Source organism: Paeniglutamicibacter quisquiliarum, assembly GCF_019084045.1.
GTDB lineage: Bacteria > Actinomycetota > Actinomycetes > Actinomycetales > Micrococcaceae > Paeniglutamicibacter > Paeniglutamicibacter quisquiliarum.
Genome location: NZ_JAHRED010000003.1, coordinates 96,954 through 111,842, shown reverse-complemented (window position 1 = coordinate 111,842; position 14,889 = coordinate 96,954). Strand labels below are relative to the sequence as shown.

The 14,889-nt window shown below is 66.9% G+C and carries 14 protein-coding genes and 1 riboswitch; of the genes, 6 read left to right on the top strand and 8 right to left on the bottom strand.

What is annotated here, in order from left to right; genetic code table 11:
• Positions 1-58 precede the first annotated feature (58 nt).
• The 5 genes from KRR55_RS07185 to KRR55_RS07165 form a co-directional block, all read right to left on the bottom strand.
• Entirely contained in the window at positions 59-1,741 is a 1,683-nt protein-coding gene (locus tag KRR55_RS07185) for a thiamine pyrophosphate-binding protein (protein WP_217388395.1), read from the bottom strand.
• Positions 1,738-2,727, bottom strand: coding sequence for an agmatinase (speB, locus tag KRR55_RS07180; protein WP_217388394.1), 990 nt, complete (start codon positions 2,725-2,727; stop codon positions 1,738-1,740). Before speB ends, KRR55_RS07185 begins: the two co-directional genes overlap by 4 nt.
• Before the next feature lie 131 nt (positions 2,728-2,858).
• Positions 2,859-3,164: a transcriptional regulator gene (locus tag KRR55_RS07175; protein ID WP_217388393.1), complete on the bottom strand. Its 306-nt coding sequence runs from the start codon at positions 3,162-3,164 to the stop codon at positions 2,859-2,861.
• Positions 3,148-3,612 (bottom strand): hypothetical protein, encoded by a 465-nt coding sequence (locus KRR55_RS07170; RefSeq protein ID WP_217388392.1) that lies wholly within the window; start codon positions 3,610-3,612, stop codon positions 3,148-3,150. The genes KRR55_RS07175 and KRR55_RS07170 overlap by 17 nt, the downstream gene beginning before the upstream one ends.
• A gap of 51 nt (positions 3,613-3,663) precedes the next feature.
• Complete coding sequence (locus KRR55_RS07165; RefSeq protein ID WP_217388391.1) at positions 3,664-4,107, bottom strand: hypothetical protein; 444 nt, start codon at positions 4,105-4,107, stop codon at positions 3,664-3,666.
• A 334-nt stretch (positions 4,108-4,441) separates the two neighbouring features.
• Between KRR55_RS07165 and KRR55_RS07160 the strand changes: the two genes are divergently transcribed.
• On the top strand, positions 4,442-6,253 hold the full coding sequence (locus KRR55_RS07160; protein ID WP_217388720.1) for an amino acid permease: 1,812 nt from the start codon (positions 4,442-4,444) through the stop codon (positions 6,251-6,253).
• Here the strand turns inward: KRR55_RS07160 and KRR55_RS07155 are convergent.
• Complete coding sequence (locus KRR55_RS07155) at positions 6,250-6,825, bottom strand: cupin domain-containing protein (protein WP_217388390.1); 576 nt, start codon at positions 6,823-6,825, stop codon at positions 6,250-6,252. The two genes, KRR55_RS07160 and KRR55_RS07155, sit on opposite strands and share 4 nt — an antisense overlap.
• Positions 6,826-6,988: 163 nt before the next feature.
• Between KRR55_RS07155 and KRR55_RS07150 the strand changes: the two genes are divergently transcribed.
• The 5 genes from KRR55_RS07150 (at position 6,989) to KRR55_RS07130 (ending at position 12,585) form a co-directional block, all read left to right on the top strand.
• The gene (locus tag KRR55_RS07150; protein ID WP_217388389.1) at positions 6,989-8,515 is read left to right on the top strand and encodes a sodium:solute symporter family protein; all 1,527 of its coding nucleotides are present in this window, start codon (positions 6,989-6,991) and stop codon (positions 8,513-8,515) included.
• Between the two features lie 130 nt (positions 8,516-8,645).
• Entirely contained in the window at positions 8,646-9,224 is a 579-nt protein-coding gene (locus KRR55_RS07145; RefSeq protein ID WP_217388388.1) for a DinB family protein, read from the top strand.
• A 12-nt stretch (positions 9,225-9,236) separates the two neighbouring features.
• Positions 9,237-9,346: riboswitch (SAM riboswitch) on the top strand.
• 19 nt (positions 9,347-9,365) lie between these two features.
• The gene (locus KRR55_RS07140) at positions 9,366-9,638 is read left to right on the top strand and encodes a hypothetical protein (protein ID WP_217388387.1); all 273 of its coding nucleotides are present in this window, start codon (positions 9,366-9,368) and stop codon (positions 9,636-9,638) included.
• 241 nt (positions 9,639-9,879) lie between these two features.
• Entirely contained in the window at positions 9,880-10,983 is a 1,104-nt protein-coding gene (locus tag KRR55_RS07135; protein WP_217388386.1) for a VIT1/CCC1 transporter family protein, read from the top strand.
• 198 nt (positions 10,984-11,181) lie between these two features.
• Complete coding sequence (locus KRR55_RS07130) at positions 11,182-12,585, top strand: HNH endonuclease (protein ID WP_217388385.1); 1,404 nt, start codon at positions 11,182-11,184, stop codon at positions 12,583-12,585.
• A 102-nt stretch (positions 12,586-12,687) separates the two neighbouring features.
• Here the strand turns inward: KRR55_RS07130 and KRR55_RS07125 are convergent, their stop codons facing one another.
• Together KRR55_RS07125 and KRR55_RS07120 are read right to left on the bottom strand one after the other, a co-directional pair.
• Positions 12,688-13,650, bottom strand: coding sequence for an ROK family protein (locus KRR55_RS07125; protein ID WP_217388384.1), 963 nt, complete (start codon positions 13,648-13,650; stop codon positions 12,688-12,690).
• Entirely contained in the window at positions 13,647-14,852 is a 1,206-nt protein-coding gene (locus KRR55_RS07120; protein ID WP_217388383.1) for an LOG family protein, read from the bottom strand. The genes KRR55_RS07125 and KRR55_RS07120 overlap by 4 nt, the downstream gene beginning before the upstream one ends.
• Between the last annotated feature and the right edge of the window lie 37 nt (positions 14,853-14,889).

The window sequence follows — 14,889 nt, the reverse complement described above, 5'->3', positions numbered from 1 at the left end:
CGGATCGATGCATCCATCGATCCGGGGCCGGCACCACCGCAGGGAGGCGTGCCGCCTGCTACAGGTGCGTTGGCGCGAACATCTTCAGCAGCGTTTGCACCACCACCACGTTGGGGCCGTCGGCGGCGAAGGATTCCTCGAGCGCCTCGCGCACGTTTTCGGGCTCCACCAGGCGGGCCGGGATCCCGAAGGATTCGGCCAACGCCACGAAGTCCGGGCGGGCCAGCTCGGTGGCGGTGGCCTTCCCGAAGGCCCCTTCCATGTATTCGCGCAGGATCCCGTAGCCTCCGTCGTCGACGATCAGCCAGGTGACGGGGGCCTGGTGCTGCTTGGCGGTGGCCAGCTCGGCAATCGAGTACATGGCCGAGCCGTCGCCGGAGACCGCCAGCACGCGCGCCTGCGCCGGGGTCTTGCCCGCGACCTGCAGTCCCAGCGCCCCGCCGATGGCCGAGGGGAAGCCGAAGCCCAGACCGCCGGCGCCCTGCGCGGAGTGGAATTCCCCGCTCTTGGCATCCCAGCAGCTCCAGCCCCAGTAGGCGGAAATCGTCATGTCCCAGAACGTTTGCATGTCATCGGGAACCGCGGCGCGGATGTCGGCCATGAAGGTGCGTTCCTTGGCCAGGTCCTGCGCGTCGAGCCGTGCGTAGACCTTGGCCAGGGTGTCGGCAACCACCTTTTCGGGTCCCTGCCCGTGCCAGTCGGCCCCGGTTCCGCCCTCGAGTCTGCCCAGCGCCTCGCCCAGGTATTCGAGCGCGGCCTTGGCGTCGGCCCGGATGCCCAGGGCGGGACGGTTGGATTCGAGCACGCGCGGCTCGGCGTCGATCTGGATCAGGTGCCCGCGCGGTTCCAGGGTGAAGTAGTTGCTGGTGACCTCGCCCAGGGCGGAGCCCACCACGATCAGCACGTCGGCGTCCTCCAGGACCTCGGTGACGTGCCGGTCCTCGACCCAGGACTGCAGGGACAGCGGGTGGTTCCAGGGGAAGGCGCCGTTGCCGCCGGGCGAGCAGACCACGGGGGCGCCCAGGGACTCGGCCACCGCCAGCAGCGCGTCCTTGGCACCTGCGCGGCGCACGCCGCCGCCGGCCACGATGACCGGGCGGGCCGCCTTGGCGAGCCAGCGGACCGCTTCGTCGATGAGTTCCACGCGCGGCGGGTGCTCGTAGGCTTCGGCCAGCGCGTCGATGACCGGCGGCACCAGCACCGGGGCCAGCAAGACGTCCTGCGGGACCTCGACCCAGACCGGGCCCTGCGGCACGGTGATCGCGTCGGCCCAGGCGTCCTGGATGGCAGAGGGGATGCCGGAGGCGTGGTGGACGGTGCGCTGGGACTTGGTGACGTTCGCCGCGGAGGCCTTCTGGTCATCGAGCTGGTGCAGCATGCCCTTGCGGCGGGCGCCGAGCCCGTCCAGCGGGATCTGGCTGGCCACCACGACCATCGGCACGGAAGTGGCGTAGGCCTCCTGCAACCCGGCAAGGGAGGTTAGCGCGCCGGGCCCGGTGGACAGGAAGAGCACCCCGACCTCGCCGGTGGCCCGGGCATAGCCGTCGGCGGCGAAGGCGGAGTTGTTTTCCACTCGGGAGGAGACGAAGTGCAGCCTCGAGCGTGAGAGTGCATCGAATAGGCCCAGCGCATGCTGTCCGGGGATGCCGAAAACCGTGTGGGCGCCGAGCGCCTCGAGGGTCTCGATGACCAGGTCCCCGCCGTTGCGCTCGGAGACCGTGCCCTGCTCCTGCTGGCTCATGCGTTCCCTGCCTTGTCGTTGGCGCGCTTGTCGGCAATCAGCGAAATCAGGTCGTAGGCGACGTGGGAGGCGGCAACGCCCGTCATCTCCGCGTGGTCGTAGGCGGGGGCGACCTCGACGATGTCGGCGCCGACGATGTTCATGCCGCGCAGTCCGCGGATGATCTCGAGCAGCTCGCGGCTGGTGATGCCGCCTGCCTCGGGGGTCCCGGTGCCCGGGGCGTGGGCCGGGTCCAGCACGTCGATGTCCACCGAGATGTAGAGCGGACGGTTGCCGATGCGGTCGCGCAGCTTGTGCACGATTTCGTTCACGCCCTGGTAGTAGACGTCCGAGCTGGTGACGATGCCGAAGCCGAAGCGCTTGTCGTCCTCGAGGTCCTTCTTGCCATAGAGCGGGCCGCGGGTGCCCACGTGGGAGATGGCCTCGGTGTCGAGGATGCCCTCTTCCACCGCGCGGCGGAAGGGGGTGCCGTGGGTGTACTCGGCACCGAAGTAGGTGTCCCAGGTGTCAAGGTGCGCATCGAAGTGCAGCATCGCCACTGGGTTTCCCGCGCGTTCGGCGGCGGCGCGCAGCAGCGGCAACGCGATGGTGTGGTCCCCGCCCAGGGTCACCAGGGTGGAGCCGTCGGCCGTGAGGTCCAGCGCGTTTTGCTGGATGGTCTCGATGGCCTCGTTGATGTTGAAGGGGTTCACGGCCATGTCGCCGGCGTCCACGACCTGGGTCCGGGCGAAGGGCGAGACATCCAGTGCCGGGTTGTACGGGCGCAGCAGCCGGGAGGATTCACGGATGTGCGTGGATCCGAAGCGCGCACCGGGGCGGTAGGAGACGCCCGCGTCGAAAGGCACACCCACCACCTTGATGTCGGCGTCCGGGACCTGGTCGATGCGCGGGAGCCGGGCGTAGGTGCCCAGCCCGGCAAAACGCGGAATCCTTGAGGCATCGATGGGCCCGATGTTTCCGTTTTCTTCAATGCGGATTTCTTCCACGTTCTTCTCCCTCAGGGTTTCCGGCAGCACCGAGCGCCGAACATGCCTTGTTGCTCAATATGAAACAACCGTTGCCCTGTATGCTATTTGTGGCGCGCGCAACAGTCAAGGCGCTGGCCTGGCTTGGGGAACTACGCGTCGGGCTCGAGCATGTTTCGCAGCGCTGCCACGTGTCCCACATAGGCCTTGCGCCCGGTAACGGTCAGAGCGACCCTGACATGGCTGCGCCCGCCCTTGGCGAATCTTTCGATGTCGACGTATCCCGCATCGGCCAGCTGCTTGAGGTGCTTGCTCAAGACCGAGTCGGCAATCGCGAGCGCACCGCGCAATTGCGCAAACTCGACCCACTGGACCGGGGCGAGGCTGGCGCAGATGCGCAAGCGCACCGGGGCATGGATCAAGTCATCGAACGAAGCGGGGCTAGACGGGACGTTCATTGGCGTCCTCGAGTCGGTTCCTGATGGCAGCGGAGCGCATGCGGGACAGGCAGAAGTAGAGCACCACAAACAGCAGGAGCCACTTGGCCCCGACTTCCCACCACGACAGCGCTTCCCAGAACCTGGCCACCTGCAGGCCCAGGCCCATCAGCAGGCAGTGACCCACGTACGTTCCGGAGTGGCTGAGAACGGTGCGTGGCTTTGGCCGTCCCCGCACCAGCAGGTAATACCAAATTCCCAGCGGGAGCAGAAGAGCGGCCACACCCAACGTAGCGCCCCAGGGGACAGCATGGATCAGGGCGAAGATCGCCGAAACAATCGCGGCCATCGCGGCAGCAAAGGATCGGGGGGCTTCGGTATTGTCCACCATGGCACCGGAGGCACCGCTGGCTTCGGCGAGCGCCGCGCGAGGATCGAAGTCGGCGGGCCAGCGCGCTTCGTCAGGCATCCCAGATTTCTCTTTCCGTTGTGGAAAGACTTGCCTTTCCACAACGGAAAGTCAAGCCCCGGGCGTCTCTTTGGGACTAGTGCGCCGCGAAAACCCGGAAAACAAGGCCCGGTCCGCCGCATACATGCAGACGGAGATGCCAAGGGACAAGGCCAAGGCCTTGGCGGCGATTTCCTGCGGATTCATGGGCAGTAGCATCACCTGGATGGGCCCCACCAGGAAAATCAGCAGCACCATCCACAGCACGTAGGACAACGACATCGGGGGCTCCAGGGCCTCGGGATGAAATTGCCGGCGCAGGATCGTGGCGACGCTGATCACGATAATGATCATGGCCAAGGCAATCGCCCCGGGAATCACAAATGCCCTTGAGGCCCGCAGCAATGTCAGCGTGACCCCCACTGCCGTACCCAGGATCAGTGCCAGCCACCATGGCGCCCAGAGCCGCTTGGGTCGCCAGGGAACCGAGGCGGGGTCTTCGGGCAGGGAACTCACAAGCAATGTCCTTAAGCAGGCGGGTGCAACCGAGGGAAGGACTTCCCTGCGTATGCCGCTACAAAATGGTTGCTTTTCACAGGCTGAATGTCAAAGCGGAAACTGTCGCGCACATCACCAAAACTATTTGTCACCAGCTATATCCAGACCGCTCGGTGTAGGCGTAGCGTTCCCATTCGTGAAGAAATTATCGGGCGTTTCCAGACCTGCGTCGCCCACACGGACCAAACCCCTCAACGCCCGCCTGTCGGGGTGGCTCCAGGACACCGACGCAGGCCAGGAACACGCCGAAACCCCCGGCACCAAGCCGACGGGACACCGCTGGTGGCAGGTCATGTGCCTCTCCGGCCTGGATTACTTTTCGACGCTGGGCTACCAGCCGGCCATTGCCGCGTTGGCGGCCGGCGCCCTGGCCCCGCTTGCAACGCTCTTGCTCGTCGCCGTCACTCTGGGCGCGGCGCTGCCGGTGTATCGCCGCGTGGCCAGCGAATCCCCGCACGGCCAGGGGTCGATCGCGATGCTCGAGCGCCTGCTGCCGCACTGGAAGGGCAAGGTCTTTGTCCTGGTGCTGCTGGGTTTCGCGGCCACGGACTTCATGATCACCATTACGCTGTCCTCGGCCGATGCCACGGCGCACATCATCGAAAACCCCTTCACCCCCGACGCGTTCCACGGGCAGCAAGTCATTATTACGCTGGTTCTCATCCTGTTGCTGGGGGCACTGTTCCTGCGCGGCTTCCACGAGGTCATCTGGCTGGCCGTTGGCCTGGTCGCCGCCTACCTGTTCCTCAACCTCGTCGTCATTGCCGTCGCAGTGGCGTCACTGGTGCACGACCCCGCCCCCGTGGATCACTGGTGGCTGAACCTGACGGCCACGCATTCAAACCCCTGGATGATGGTTGCCATTGCCCTGCTCGTTTTCCCCAAGTTGGCCTTGGGCCTGTCCGGCTTTGAAACCGGCGTTGCAGTGATGCCCCAGATCCGGAAGGCACCCGGGGACACCGAGGCCAATCCGCGCGCACGCATCGCCGGGGCCAAGAAGCTCCTGCTTACCGCGGCACTGACCATGAGCGTGTTCCTGGTTTCCTCCTCGATCGTCACCACCCTGCTGATACCCGCCCCGGAATTCCAGCCCGGTGGAGAGGCAAATGGCCGCGCCCTGTCGTTCCTCGCCCACTCGATGCTCGGCGACGGCTTCGGCAGCGTCTATGACCTGTCCACCATCCTGATCCTGTGGTTTGCCGGCGCCTCGGCCCTGGCGGGGATGCTCAACCTCATCCCCCGCTACCTGCCCCGCTTTGGCATGGCCCCGGAGTGGGCACGTGCCATCCGCCCCCTGGTGCTGGTACTCATCGGCATTGCAGTGGTCATCACCCTCCTGTTCGAGGCAAGCGTGGACGCCCAGGGCGCCGCCTACGCCACCGGCGTGCTGGTGCTCATGGTCTCGGCAGCGGTGGCAGTCACCATTTCCGCCAAGCGCAAGGGCCAGCGGTGGCGGGCCATGGGCTTCGGGATCATTTCGGCCATCTTCATCTACACTACCGGCGCCAATGTCGTGGAGCGGCCCGACGGCATCCGGATAGCCGGGTTCTTCATCGCGGGGATCATCATCGTCTCCATGGTTTCGCGCTTCCGGCGCTCCACGGAACTGCGCGCCACCTCGGTGACCCTGGACGAGGAGGCCCTGAAGATCATCGAGACCTCCAGCCGGGATTCAATGGTGCGGATCATTGCCCACGAGCCGGTCCGCCTCTCGGCCGCCCGCTACCGGCACAAGCTGGCCCACGCCAAAATGGCCAGCCACCTGCCCGAGGATGCCCCGGTGGTCTTCATCGAGATCAGGGTCTCGGACTTCTCGGACTTCGCCCAGGACATCGTGGTTTCCGGGACCACCCGGCACGGCTACAAGATCCTGCAGGCGGAGGCCCCTTCGGTGCCCACCGCGATTGCCGCGATCTGCCTTGAAATCCGCGACCGGACCGGCGTGATGCCGCACATCTACTTCCGCTGGACCGAGGGCAACCCGGTGCACAACCTGTTGCGCTTCCTGTTCCTGGGCCAGGGCGAGATCGCCCCGTTGACGCGCGAGGTGCTGCGCGAGGCCGAACCGGCAATCGGCAAGCGGCCCTGGGTGCACGTGGGTTAACGCGACGCGGCGGGGACCAGCGTCCAGGTGACGATGGCTTCCTCGCCCGTCGGGTTCTTCCAGCTGTGCGGCTCGCGCCCCGGGAAGGTCACGGTGTCCCCCGCGTCGAGGTCAAACCGCTCGTTGGCGAAAATCAGCACGAAGCGCCCGGAGAGGACGTGGAGCACCTCGACCTCGCAATCCACCGAGTAAAGTTCCTTTTCGCCCTCGCCGTGCGGGGCGATGACGGCGCGAATCACCTGCAGGCGCCGCTCCGAACGCGCCGTCACCAGCCTCTCGACAATGCCTTCGCCGCCCAGTGAGATGCGCGGCGCCTCGGCAAGCCTGACGACGTGGGTGTCCGGCTGGGTGAAAAGCTCCCCTACCTCCAGGGACAGCACCTGGCACAGCGTCACCAGCGATGCCACCGAGGGGCTGGTCAAGTCGCGCTCCACCCGGGAGAGAAAACCCTTGGTCAATCCCGTGGATTCGGCGATCTGGTCGATGGTCAGGCGCTGGGCGTGACGCGCCGCCCGGATCCGCGAGCCAATGGCGAGGGCAGCACTGCTGGGCTCAACGGGCAGGGCTTTCATCGGCGCGGGTCTCCAGGGTGGGCTCGAAGGAAATAATGCGTTCATCCAGCTTAGGTGCAATTGACGTGTGCGACACCTCACATTAGCCTATAGAACAACAAAAGTTTACTATCAGGCATCCCAGAGGTGCGCACCCGGTTTCGTTCCCAGCAAAGGCTCACCCATGGAATTCATCAATGGCACGATCGTCGCCGCCTACTTGGCGGCCATGCTCATCTTCGGCTGGTGGGGAAAATCGCGCACCAAGAACAGCAGCGACTACCTCGTGGCAGGCAGGCGCCTCGGCCCGTTCCTGTACACGGGCACGATGGCGGCGGTCGTCCTGGGCGGGGCATCCACCGTGGGCGGCGTCGGCCTGGGCTACAAGTTCGGAATCTCCGGCATGTGGCTGGTCGTGGCAATCGGCGCCGGCGTCATCCTGCTCTCGCTGCTCTTTGCCCCGACCCTGCAGCGCCTGAAGATCTTCACCGTCTCGCAGATGCTCACCCTGCGCTACGGCAGCAAGTCGGCGACGAACACCTCCGGCATCGTCATGCTCGCCTACACGCTGATGCTCTGCGCCACCTCCACCAGCGCCTATGCGACGATCTTCGTGGTCCTCTTCGGCTGGGAACGCTGGATGGCCATCGCCATCGGCGGGGTCATCGTGGTCATCTACTCCACCATCGGCGGCATGTGGTCGATCACCCTGGCCGACCAGGTCCAGTTCGTCATCAAGACCGTGGGCATCTTCTTCCTGATGCTGCCCTTCGCGCTGAACGCCGCCGGGGGCATGTCCGGGATCCGCGAACGCGTCGGGGCCGAGTTCTTCAGCTTCACCGGCATCGGCGTGCAGACGATCATCACCTACTTCGTGGTCTACACCCTGGGCCTGCTCATCGGCCAGGACATCTGGCAGCGCGTCTTCACCGCCAAGACGCCGAAGGTGGCCCGCTGGGGCGGCACCACCGCCGGCATCTACTGCGTGCTCTACGGGGCCGCCGGCGCCATCATCGGCATGGCCGCCAAGGTCGCCCTGCCGGACATCATCGGCGCGGACACCAACAAGGACGTGGTCTACGCGGAGGTCGCCACGCAGCTGCTGCCCGTCGCCGTCGGCGGTCTGGTGCTGGCGGCCGCTGTCGCAGCCATGATGTCCACCGCCTCCGGCGCGCTGATTGCCGCTGCAACCGTAGCCCGCACCGACGTCACCCCGTTCGTGGCCAGCTGGTTCGGCAAGCAGCTGCACGTCAACACCAACGAGAACCCCGAGCACGACGTGCGCGCCAACCGCATCTGGGTGCTGCTGCTGGGAGTGGTCACAATCGTGCTGGCCATCATGGTTTCCGACGTGGTCGCGGCGCTGACCATCGCCTATGACATCCTGGTGGGCGGCCTGCTGGTGGCCATCATCGGCGGTCTGGTCTGGAAGCGCGGGAACGGGCTGGGGGCCGCCGCCTCGATGGCCGCCGGCTCCATCGTCACCCTGGGCACCATGATCGTCCTGGAAATCCAGGCCGAAGAGCGCTTCGATGGCATCTACGCCAACGAGCCGATCTACTTCGGGCTGATTGCCTCGGCGCTGACCTTCGTCGTCGTCTCCCTGCTCACGCGTCCCACCAACCCGGCGGTCATCACCCGCTGGAATGCGCGGGTCGCCGGCCAGGCGGACGCCGAGGGCGCGGACCTCACCGAGGTTGCCGGACGCTAGCACCGGACCCTGACCCCGGAAAATCCCGGTTGAGGGAGCCCGTCCCCGCGCACCATGCGCGGCGACGGGCTCCCCTTTTGCCACGGTTCCCCCTTCCCAGCCATGCCCCGGCGCTCCTAGGGTGGGTACCATGGACGATCTCAAGGACCACCTCTCCACGTACCTGAACCACACCCGCGAAGCCATGCTCTGGAAGGTCGAGGGACTCAGCGACAGGGAAATGACCCGCCCCATGGTCGGCTCCGGCACCAATATCCTGGGCCTCATCCAGCACCTGGCCTCGGTCGAGTACGGCTACTTCGTCGAATGCCTCGGATTCACGGTTGACGACGAACGCTACGACGCGCTGATGGCCGACCCCGAGGCCAGCGCCGACATGTGGGTTCCCGGCGACGTCCCGTGCTCCGAGATCCTCGCCTTCTACCGCCGGGCCATCGACGCGGCAAACCACAACATTGCCGCATTGCCGCTGGATGCCCCGGCCACGATTCCCTGGTGGAAGCCGGAAAAGCGCGACACGACCCTCGGTCGCCTGCTGCTGCACATGAATGTGGAGACCGCACGCCACGCGGGGCATGCAGACATCCTGCGGGAGCTCATTGACGGCTCCACCGGAATGCGCCAAGAGAACACGAACATACCTCCCTACGATCCTGCGGGCTGGACCCAATTGCACGAAAACATCCTGCGGGCCTCCGAATCGCGGTAATGTAGTTCCCAGCTTCACGAGACGCGTCGGCAAGCTCCGACTAAGACGCGCACCAACCCCAGGTTCATGGGTGGTTCGGATGAAGAAGCGGCCGTGGCCACAAGGCGCGGCAAGAGCTGACGAAAGGTCTTCGACCCCGCCATGGCACGTTCCATCCTCGTGTTGCCCCTGCTCGATGTCCACCGTGCGGTCGTTGAACTGCGCCTCGCGGGTTGCTGGCACAGCTACCACGTTGCCGACGCCCCCGCGCTGGCCGCGGCGCTGGCCAACGCCGCCGGTTCCCCGCGATGGGACCCTGCCGCCGGCCAGCTGTCGGTGCGGATCCCCCGGGCAGGCAACCCCGCTGGCCAGGCCCTGGTTTTTAGTCTCAGCGAATTCTCCCTTGCCCTTCCGGACGCTACACTCGTGGGTTGAAGGGGAGTAGTTCCCAAACCCGCCCACCCGGCGGGAAAGCGGTGCGTCGACATACTGGTTACAACGCGGTAACCCGGCAAACCACCTGCGGCAACGGGCATTCCCGTCCGGCCCCAGGCGAACGAGACCTTCGGTCCACACATTGGTGGCCCGAGGCTCAACGCACCCAAAAAGCATTCATGCCGGGCCTCCCCATCACACGGTCCCGCGGGGCCGTGAACGCCCACATGAGGATGAGAGCATGACGCAAACAGCGCCAACCCCCACTCCCGCCCAGATCAAACGCTGGCGCCAGTACCTGGCCGACGAAATCGCCGAGGGCGCGGTCTACCGCGAACTTGCCAACAAGCGCCAGGGCGAGGAACGCGCGGTCCTGCTGGGACTTGCCGCCGCCGAAACCCGCCACGAGGAACACTGGCGCTCGCTGCTGGGCGAGCACGCCGGGAAGCGGACCCGGCCCTCGATCCGGCGCACCATGCTCCGTTTCCTGGCCCGCCACTTCGGCTCGGTCTTCGTCCTGGCCCTGGCCCAGCGCGCCGAGGGAAACTCCCCCTACGCCGCGGACACCGACGCCAGCCGCCAAATGGCCGCCGACGAGCTCGTCCACGAAGAGGTCGTCCGCGGCCTGGCCACCCGCGGCCGCAACCGGCTCTCGGGCAACTTCCGTGCCGCCGTCTTCGGCGCGAACGACGGTCTGGTGTCCAACCTGGCCCTGGTCATGGGCATCGGAGCGACCGGCGTCGCCACCTCCATGGTGCTCTTCTCCGGCATCGCCGGCCTACTCGCGGGCGCCCTGTCGATGGCCGCCGGCGAATACGTCTCGGTCCGGTCGCAGCGCGAACTGCTCTCGGCGTCGAAGCCCACCCAGGTGACCCTTTCCGCCGCCCCGGACCTGGACCTGGATGCCAACGAACTGGTGCTGGTCTACAAGGCCCGCGGCATGAGCGACGAGGATGCGGCGCACCGTGCGGCCGAGCGCATGGGCATCTACTCCTGCGACTGCAACGCCTCGCTCTCCCTGCATCCCGAGCTCGAGCAGGAATCCGCCAAGGTCGAGCACGAGGAAATCGGCTCCGCCATGGGTGCCGCCTCCGCATCGTTCTGCTTCTTTGCCTCCGGTGCGGTGATCCCGATCCTGCCGTTCATCTTCGGCATGGGCGGCACGCCGGCGATCCTGCTCTCCGCCGCATTGGTCGGCCTGGCCCTGCTGGCAACCGGCGGCATCGTGGGCCTGCTTTCAGGCGCGTCCCCGGCCAAGCGCGGCCTGCGCCAGCTGGCCATCGGCCTGGGCGCCGCGGCGGTCACCTACGCCCTCGGCCTGCTCTTCGGCGGCTCCGTGGCCTGACGGTCCCACGACGGACTCAACGCCGGGTGCCGCCATTTCCCTGGATCCGGGATTCGGCGGCACCCTTTTGGCTTCCGGCGCCCGCGCGGGATGTTGTTTGCAGGTAAGGTCAGGCGCCCCTCGCAAGCAGTAGAACATATTTTCTATTTTTAAAGAAACTATGTTCCAATTGTCGGCGACCCGTTCTATAATGGAAGCATGGCAACGACGTCATCGAGCGGCATCCCTTCCGCCGGCACCTCTGGTGCCGGAAAGGACCTGGGCTACGATGCACTGCTGGCCGACGGGGCGGACATGGACGCACTGGTTGCCGAGCATCTTGCCCGCACCGGCACAGACGGAATCCTGTCCCTGGCCGCCGCGGTGAACGACGCCCCGGTGCTGACGGGTGTCCATGAGGCGGTGTCCGCCGTCGGCGCACTGGAAACCTTGAAATGCGCCGCCACGGCGAAACAGGCCGACCACAGCGTCGCCTACCAGGACTCCCTGATCGCCCATCGACAGTGCACAGGCGTCAGGGAGAAGAACCCGGCCTGGGGATCCAGCGGGGACGTCGCCCTGGCGATGCACCTGTCCCCGCACAGCGGGTCCAAACGCACCAGCGACTTCCGGATCCTCGCCGAAGACCTGCCACTCTCCCATCAGGGGCTGCGCCAGGGCATCATGACCTGGGACCAGGCACGCGTGGTTGTCAGCGGCACCCGGAACCTCAAGATCGAAAACCGGAGAATGATCGATGAGCTGTTGTGGGAGGACACCCACACGTGCTTCCAGTCCGGGACCGCGGCCCTGCGTGAAATGGTCAATTACTGGGCTCTCGTCCTCGAACCGGAAACTGCCGAGCAAGAGGAAGCGGACGCCACCGAAAAGCGATACGCCAGCGGCTACCGGGTGAATGAAAACACCGTGAGGATCATTGGCGAGTTCCCCCTGGACCAAGGCGTTCCGATCCTGCAGGTCCTCAGCCGCGAAACCGGTCGTCCCCGAAAGCCCGGGGACGACCGCACCAACGCGCAGGTCGCGGCAGACACCGTCTTCGAGGCGATTACCGACACCAAGGCCACCGGTTCCCGGCCGGTGGAGCTGCTGCTGATGATGGACGCAGAGAGCCTCACCGGCGACGGCGACGAACCGGCGCTGATCCCGGGCCACGGATACATCAGCGCCACCAAGGCCAGGTCACTGGTGGCTGGCGATCCGGAGCACCCCCTGGACACCTGGTGCCGGCGCCTCTACGCCGCCCCGGACACCGGCAAGCTGGTCGCCATGGACTCGGCGGCCCGCAACTTCGCCGGAAATCTCAAGCGCTTCATCACCTTCCGCGACCAACGCTGTCGCACCCCGCACTGCAACGGCCGCATCCAGGAACTCGACCACGTCGTGCAGGTGCACCGCAACGGCAAGACCACCGAGCTCAATGCCGCTGGTCGCTGTCGTACGTGCAACCAAACCAAGGAAGCACCCGGCTGGGACGAGGAACCATTGCCCGGACGGGGCCGCCATTCCTTCAGGATCACCACCCCCAGCGGCCACAGCTACACTTCCACGGCTCCGCCACCGCGGCCAACGACCGGCATGGGCCGGCCACTTCAGCGAAAATAGCCGCCCTCCGCAACGCGCGGAAAACCCACGCCCCACGCCACCGGGGATGCACCCACGCATCCCCGGAACGGCCCTGCGCCCATGGACGCGCGAGGCCACGAATCAGCCGGCGAGCGCCCCGCGGGCCAGGTCCGCGGCACCCACCAACCCTGCATCCGGCCCAAGCTCTGCGCGGGCCACCTGGGCAAAGGGCCGGTAGCCCCGCCCACTGAGGTTTTCGCGATACGTCGCCTCGGCCGTTTCCACCAGCAACGGAACCGCGGCACCCAGCCCGCCGCCGATGACGAAGATGCCCGGATCCAGCACCGCGGCCAGGTTGGCCATCCCCCGGCCCAGCCATTGGCCGGCTTCGATGAGCAACTCGCGGCAGGCCGGATCCCCGGCGGCGGCAAGGGTGGTGACAAGTTCACCAGTCACCAGGCGGGGGTCGTTCCCTGCCGCCTCGCGAAGTGCATGGGCCACCGGCGAGTGCACTGCCATGAGGCTCCTTCCCTCGCGTGCCAGCGCATTGCCCGACGCGTACTGTTCCCAGCATCCGCGGTTGCCGCAGGCGCAGCGCTGTCCGCCGGGCACGATGATCTGGTGGCCGAATTCGGCCGCGACCCCGAACCTTCCGCGCTGCAGTTTCCCGTCGATCACAATCGACCCGCCGATCCCAGTGCCGAGGGTCAGGCAGACCACATGCTGTTGTCCGCGGGCGGCACCAAAACGGTACTCGGCCCAGCCGGCGGCATCCGCGTCGTTGCTCAGCAGCACGGGCCTGCCGGTGGCTGCCTCGAGCTTCGCATGCAGCGGCTCGTTGCGCCACGCCAGGTGCGGGGAGAAAAGCACGGTGCGCCCGGCCGGGTCCAGCCAGCCGGCCGCCCCCACGCCCACCGCGGCCTCCGGATAGCCCGCGCCGAGTTCGGCGACCAGGGCGGCCACGGTGTCCAGGACCTCGTCCGGCTCGTGCCCGACGGTGGCATGCCTGGTGCGCCGGGATACCCTCCCGTGGCCGTCAACCAGTCCGGCGGCAATCTTGGTGCCGCCGATGTCGATGCCGATGGCAGGTTCCGCGGCACTCATGCAAGCCCCCGCACGCCGGAGATCGAGCCGTCGTTCAGCTCCACCAGGATGCGCACCGCCTCGGCCGCATCGTCGACCAGGAAGATCTTCTCCTCCATCGCCCGGCCCGCGGCCAACTCGGCAAGCAGCGGGTAGGCGGGCAGCGTCTTGGTCCAGTGTTCGACGCCGACCAGCACCATCGGGCTGATGCTGCCTGCGGCACCGTAGTAGTTTTCGCAGGCATCCTGGAAAATTTCCTGCACCGTCCCGGCGGCCCCGGGCAGGAACACCACTCCGCCCGAACACTTTTCCAGCAGCACGGATTCGCGGGTGGCGTTGGCAAAGAACTTGGCAATGTGGGTGGCGAACATGTTCGGCGGCTCGTGCCCGTAGAACCAGGTGGGGATCCCCAGGTTCGGCAGGCCCGCGGGCCAGCGTTCGCGCACGCGTGCGGCGGCGCGCGCCCAGTTGGTCACCGACGGGGCGAAGCCGGGCTCCGTCTCCAGAATTTTCAGCGCCTCGACCAGGTTTTGGGTGCTGCCCGCGCCCAGGTAGGCACCCAGGTTCGCGGCCTCCATGGCCCCGGGCCCGCCCCCGGTGGCCACGATGAATCCCGCGCCGGAGAGGGCATGGCCAAGCCGCGCGGCCCGCTCGTAGCCAGCGCTGCCGCGTTGCTGGGCGTGCCCGCCCATGACACCGACCAACGGGGCGTGGGCCAGCGCGCCGTCGCGGATCTGCGAGTCCAGCCGGGAGCCGATGGCGTGGTCGTGAAGCGTGGAGGACAACGCGGCATTCAGCGCGTCGTGGGCCCCGGCCCCGTAGCGGTGCGAGAGCCAGGCATAGATCCGCGCGTCGGGCACCGATTCGTAGGGCCCGGCATCCAGACCCGCATAGAGCTCGGCCCCGGTGTACAGCTCCCCGCGATACGGGTCGAAGGGCAGCCCGGGGATCTCGGGGAAGACCAGCGCCCCGCCCCCGCGCAGGCGGCGCTCGGTCTTGCCCTCCATCTCGCACCCCATGAACACCGAGCCGGCCGACCGCAGCTTTTCCAGCACCGCGCCGCGTGCGCGCAGGTCAACCGACTGCACGTGCCAGCCGTGCATGGAGGCGGCCAGGCGCCTGTCGGTGAGGGCAAGCGCATTGGCTGCATGCCTGTCGAAATCGGCCAGCGACGCAATCTCAATGACGCGCGGGAGCGGGTGCAGGGCCGGAGTGCTGTTCATGACACCCTAGACTAGGCGACTTTCGGGTCCCTGGCGC

Excerpts from the sequence above, each read along its gene's own strand:
- KRR55_RS07185 (WP_217388395.1), bottom strand. The coding sequence starts at position 1,741 with ATGAGCCAGCAGGAGCAGGGCACGGTCTCCGAGCGCAACGGCGGGGAC.
- KRR55_RS07175 (WP_217388393.1), bottom strand. The coding sequence starts at position 3,164 with ATGAACGTCCCGTCTAGCCCCGCTTCGTTCGATGACTTGATCCATGCC.
- KRR55_RS07170 (WP_217388392.1), bottom strand. The coding sequence starts at position 3,612 with ATGCCTGACGAAGCGCGCTGGCCCGCCGACTTCGATCCTCGCGCGGCG.
- KRR55_RS07160 (WP_217388720.1), top strand. The coding sequence starts at position 4,442 with ATGTGCCTCTCCGGCCTGGATTACTTTTCGACGCTGGGCTACCAGCCG.
- KRR55_RS07155 (WP_217388390.1), bottom strand. The coding sequence starts at position 6,825 with ATGAAAGCCCTGCCCGTTGAGCCCAGCAGTGCTGCCCTCGCCATTGGC.
- KRR55_RS07150 (WP_217388389.1), top strand. The coding sequence starts at position 6,989 with ATGGAATTCATCAATGGCACGATCGTCGCCGCCTACTTGGCGGCCATG.
- KRR55_RS07145 (WP_217388388.1), top strand. The coding sequence starts at position 8,646 with ATGGACGATCTCAAGGACCACCTCTCCACGTACCTGAACCACACCCGC.
- KRR55_RS07140 (WP_217388387.1), top strand. The coding sequence starts at position 9,366 with ATGGCACGTTCCATCCTCGTGTTGCCCCTGCTCGATGTCCACCGTGCG.
- KRR55_RS07135 (WP_217388386.1), top strand. The coding sequence starts at position 9,880 with ATGACGCAAACAGCGCCAACCCCCACTCCCGCCCAGATCAAACGCTGG.
- KRR55_RS07130 (WP_217388385.1), top strand. The coding sequence starts at position 11,182 with ATGGCAACGACGTCATCGAGCGGCATCCCTTCCGCCGGCACCTCTGGT.
- KRR55_RS07125 (WP_217388384.1), bottom strand. The coding sequence starts at position 13,650 with ATGAGTGCCGCGGAACCTGCCATCGGCATCGACATCGGCGGCACCAAG.
- KRR55_RS07120 (WP_217388383.1), bottom strand. The coding sequence starts at position 14,852 with ATGAACAGCACTCCGGCCCTGCACCCGCTCCCGCGCGTCATTGAGATT.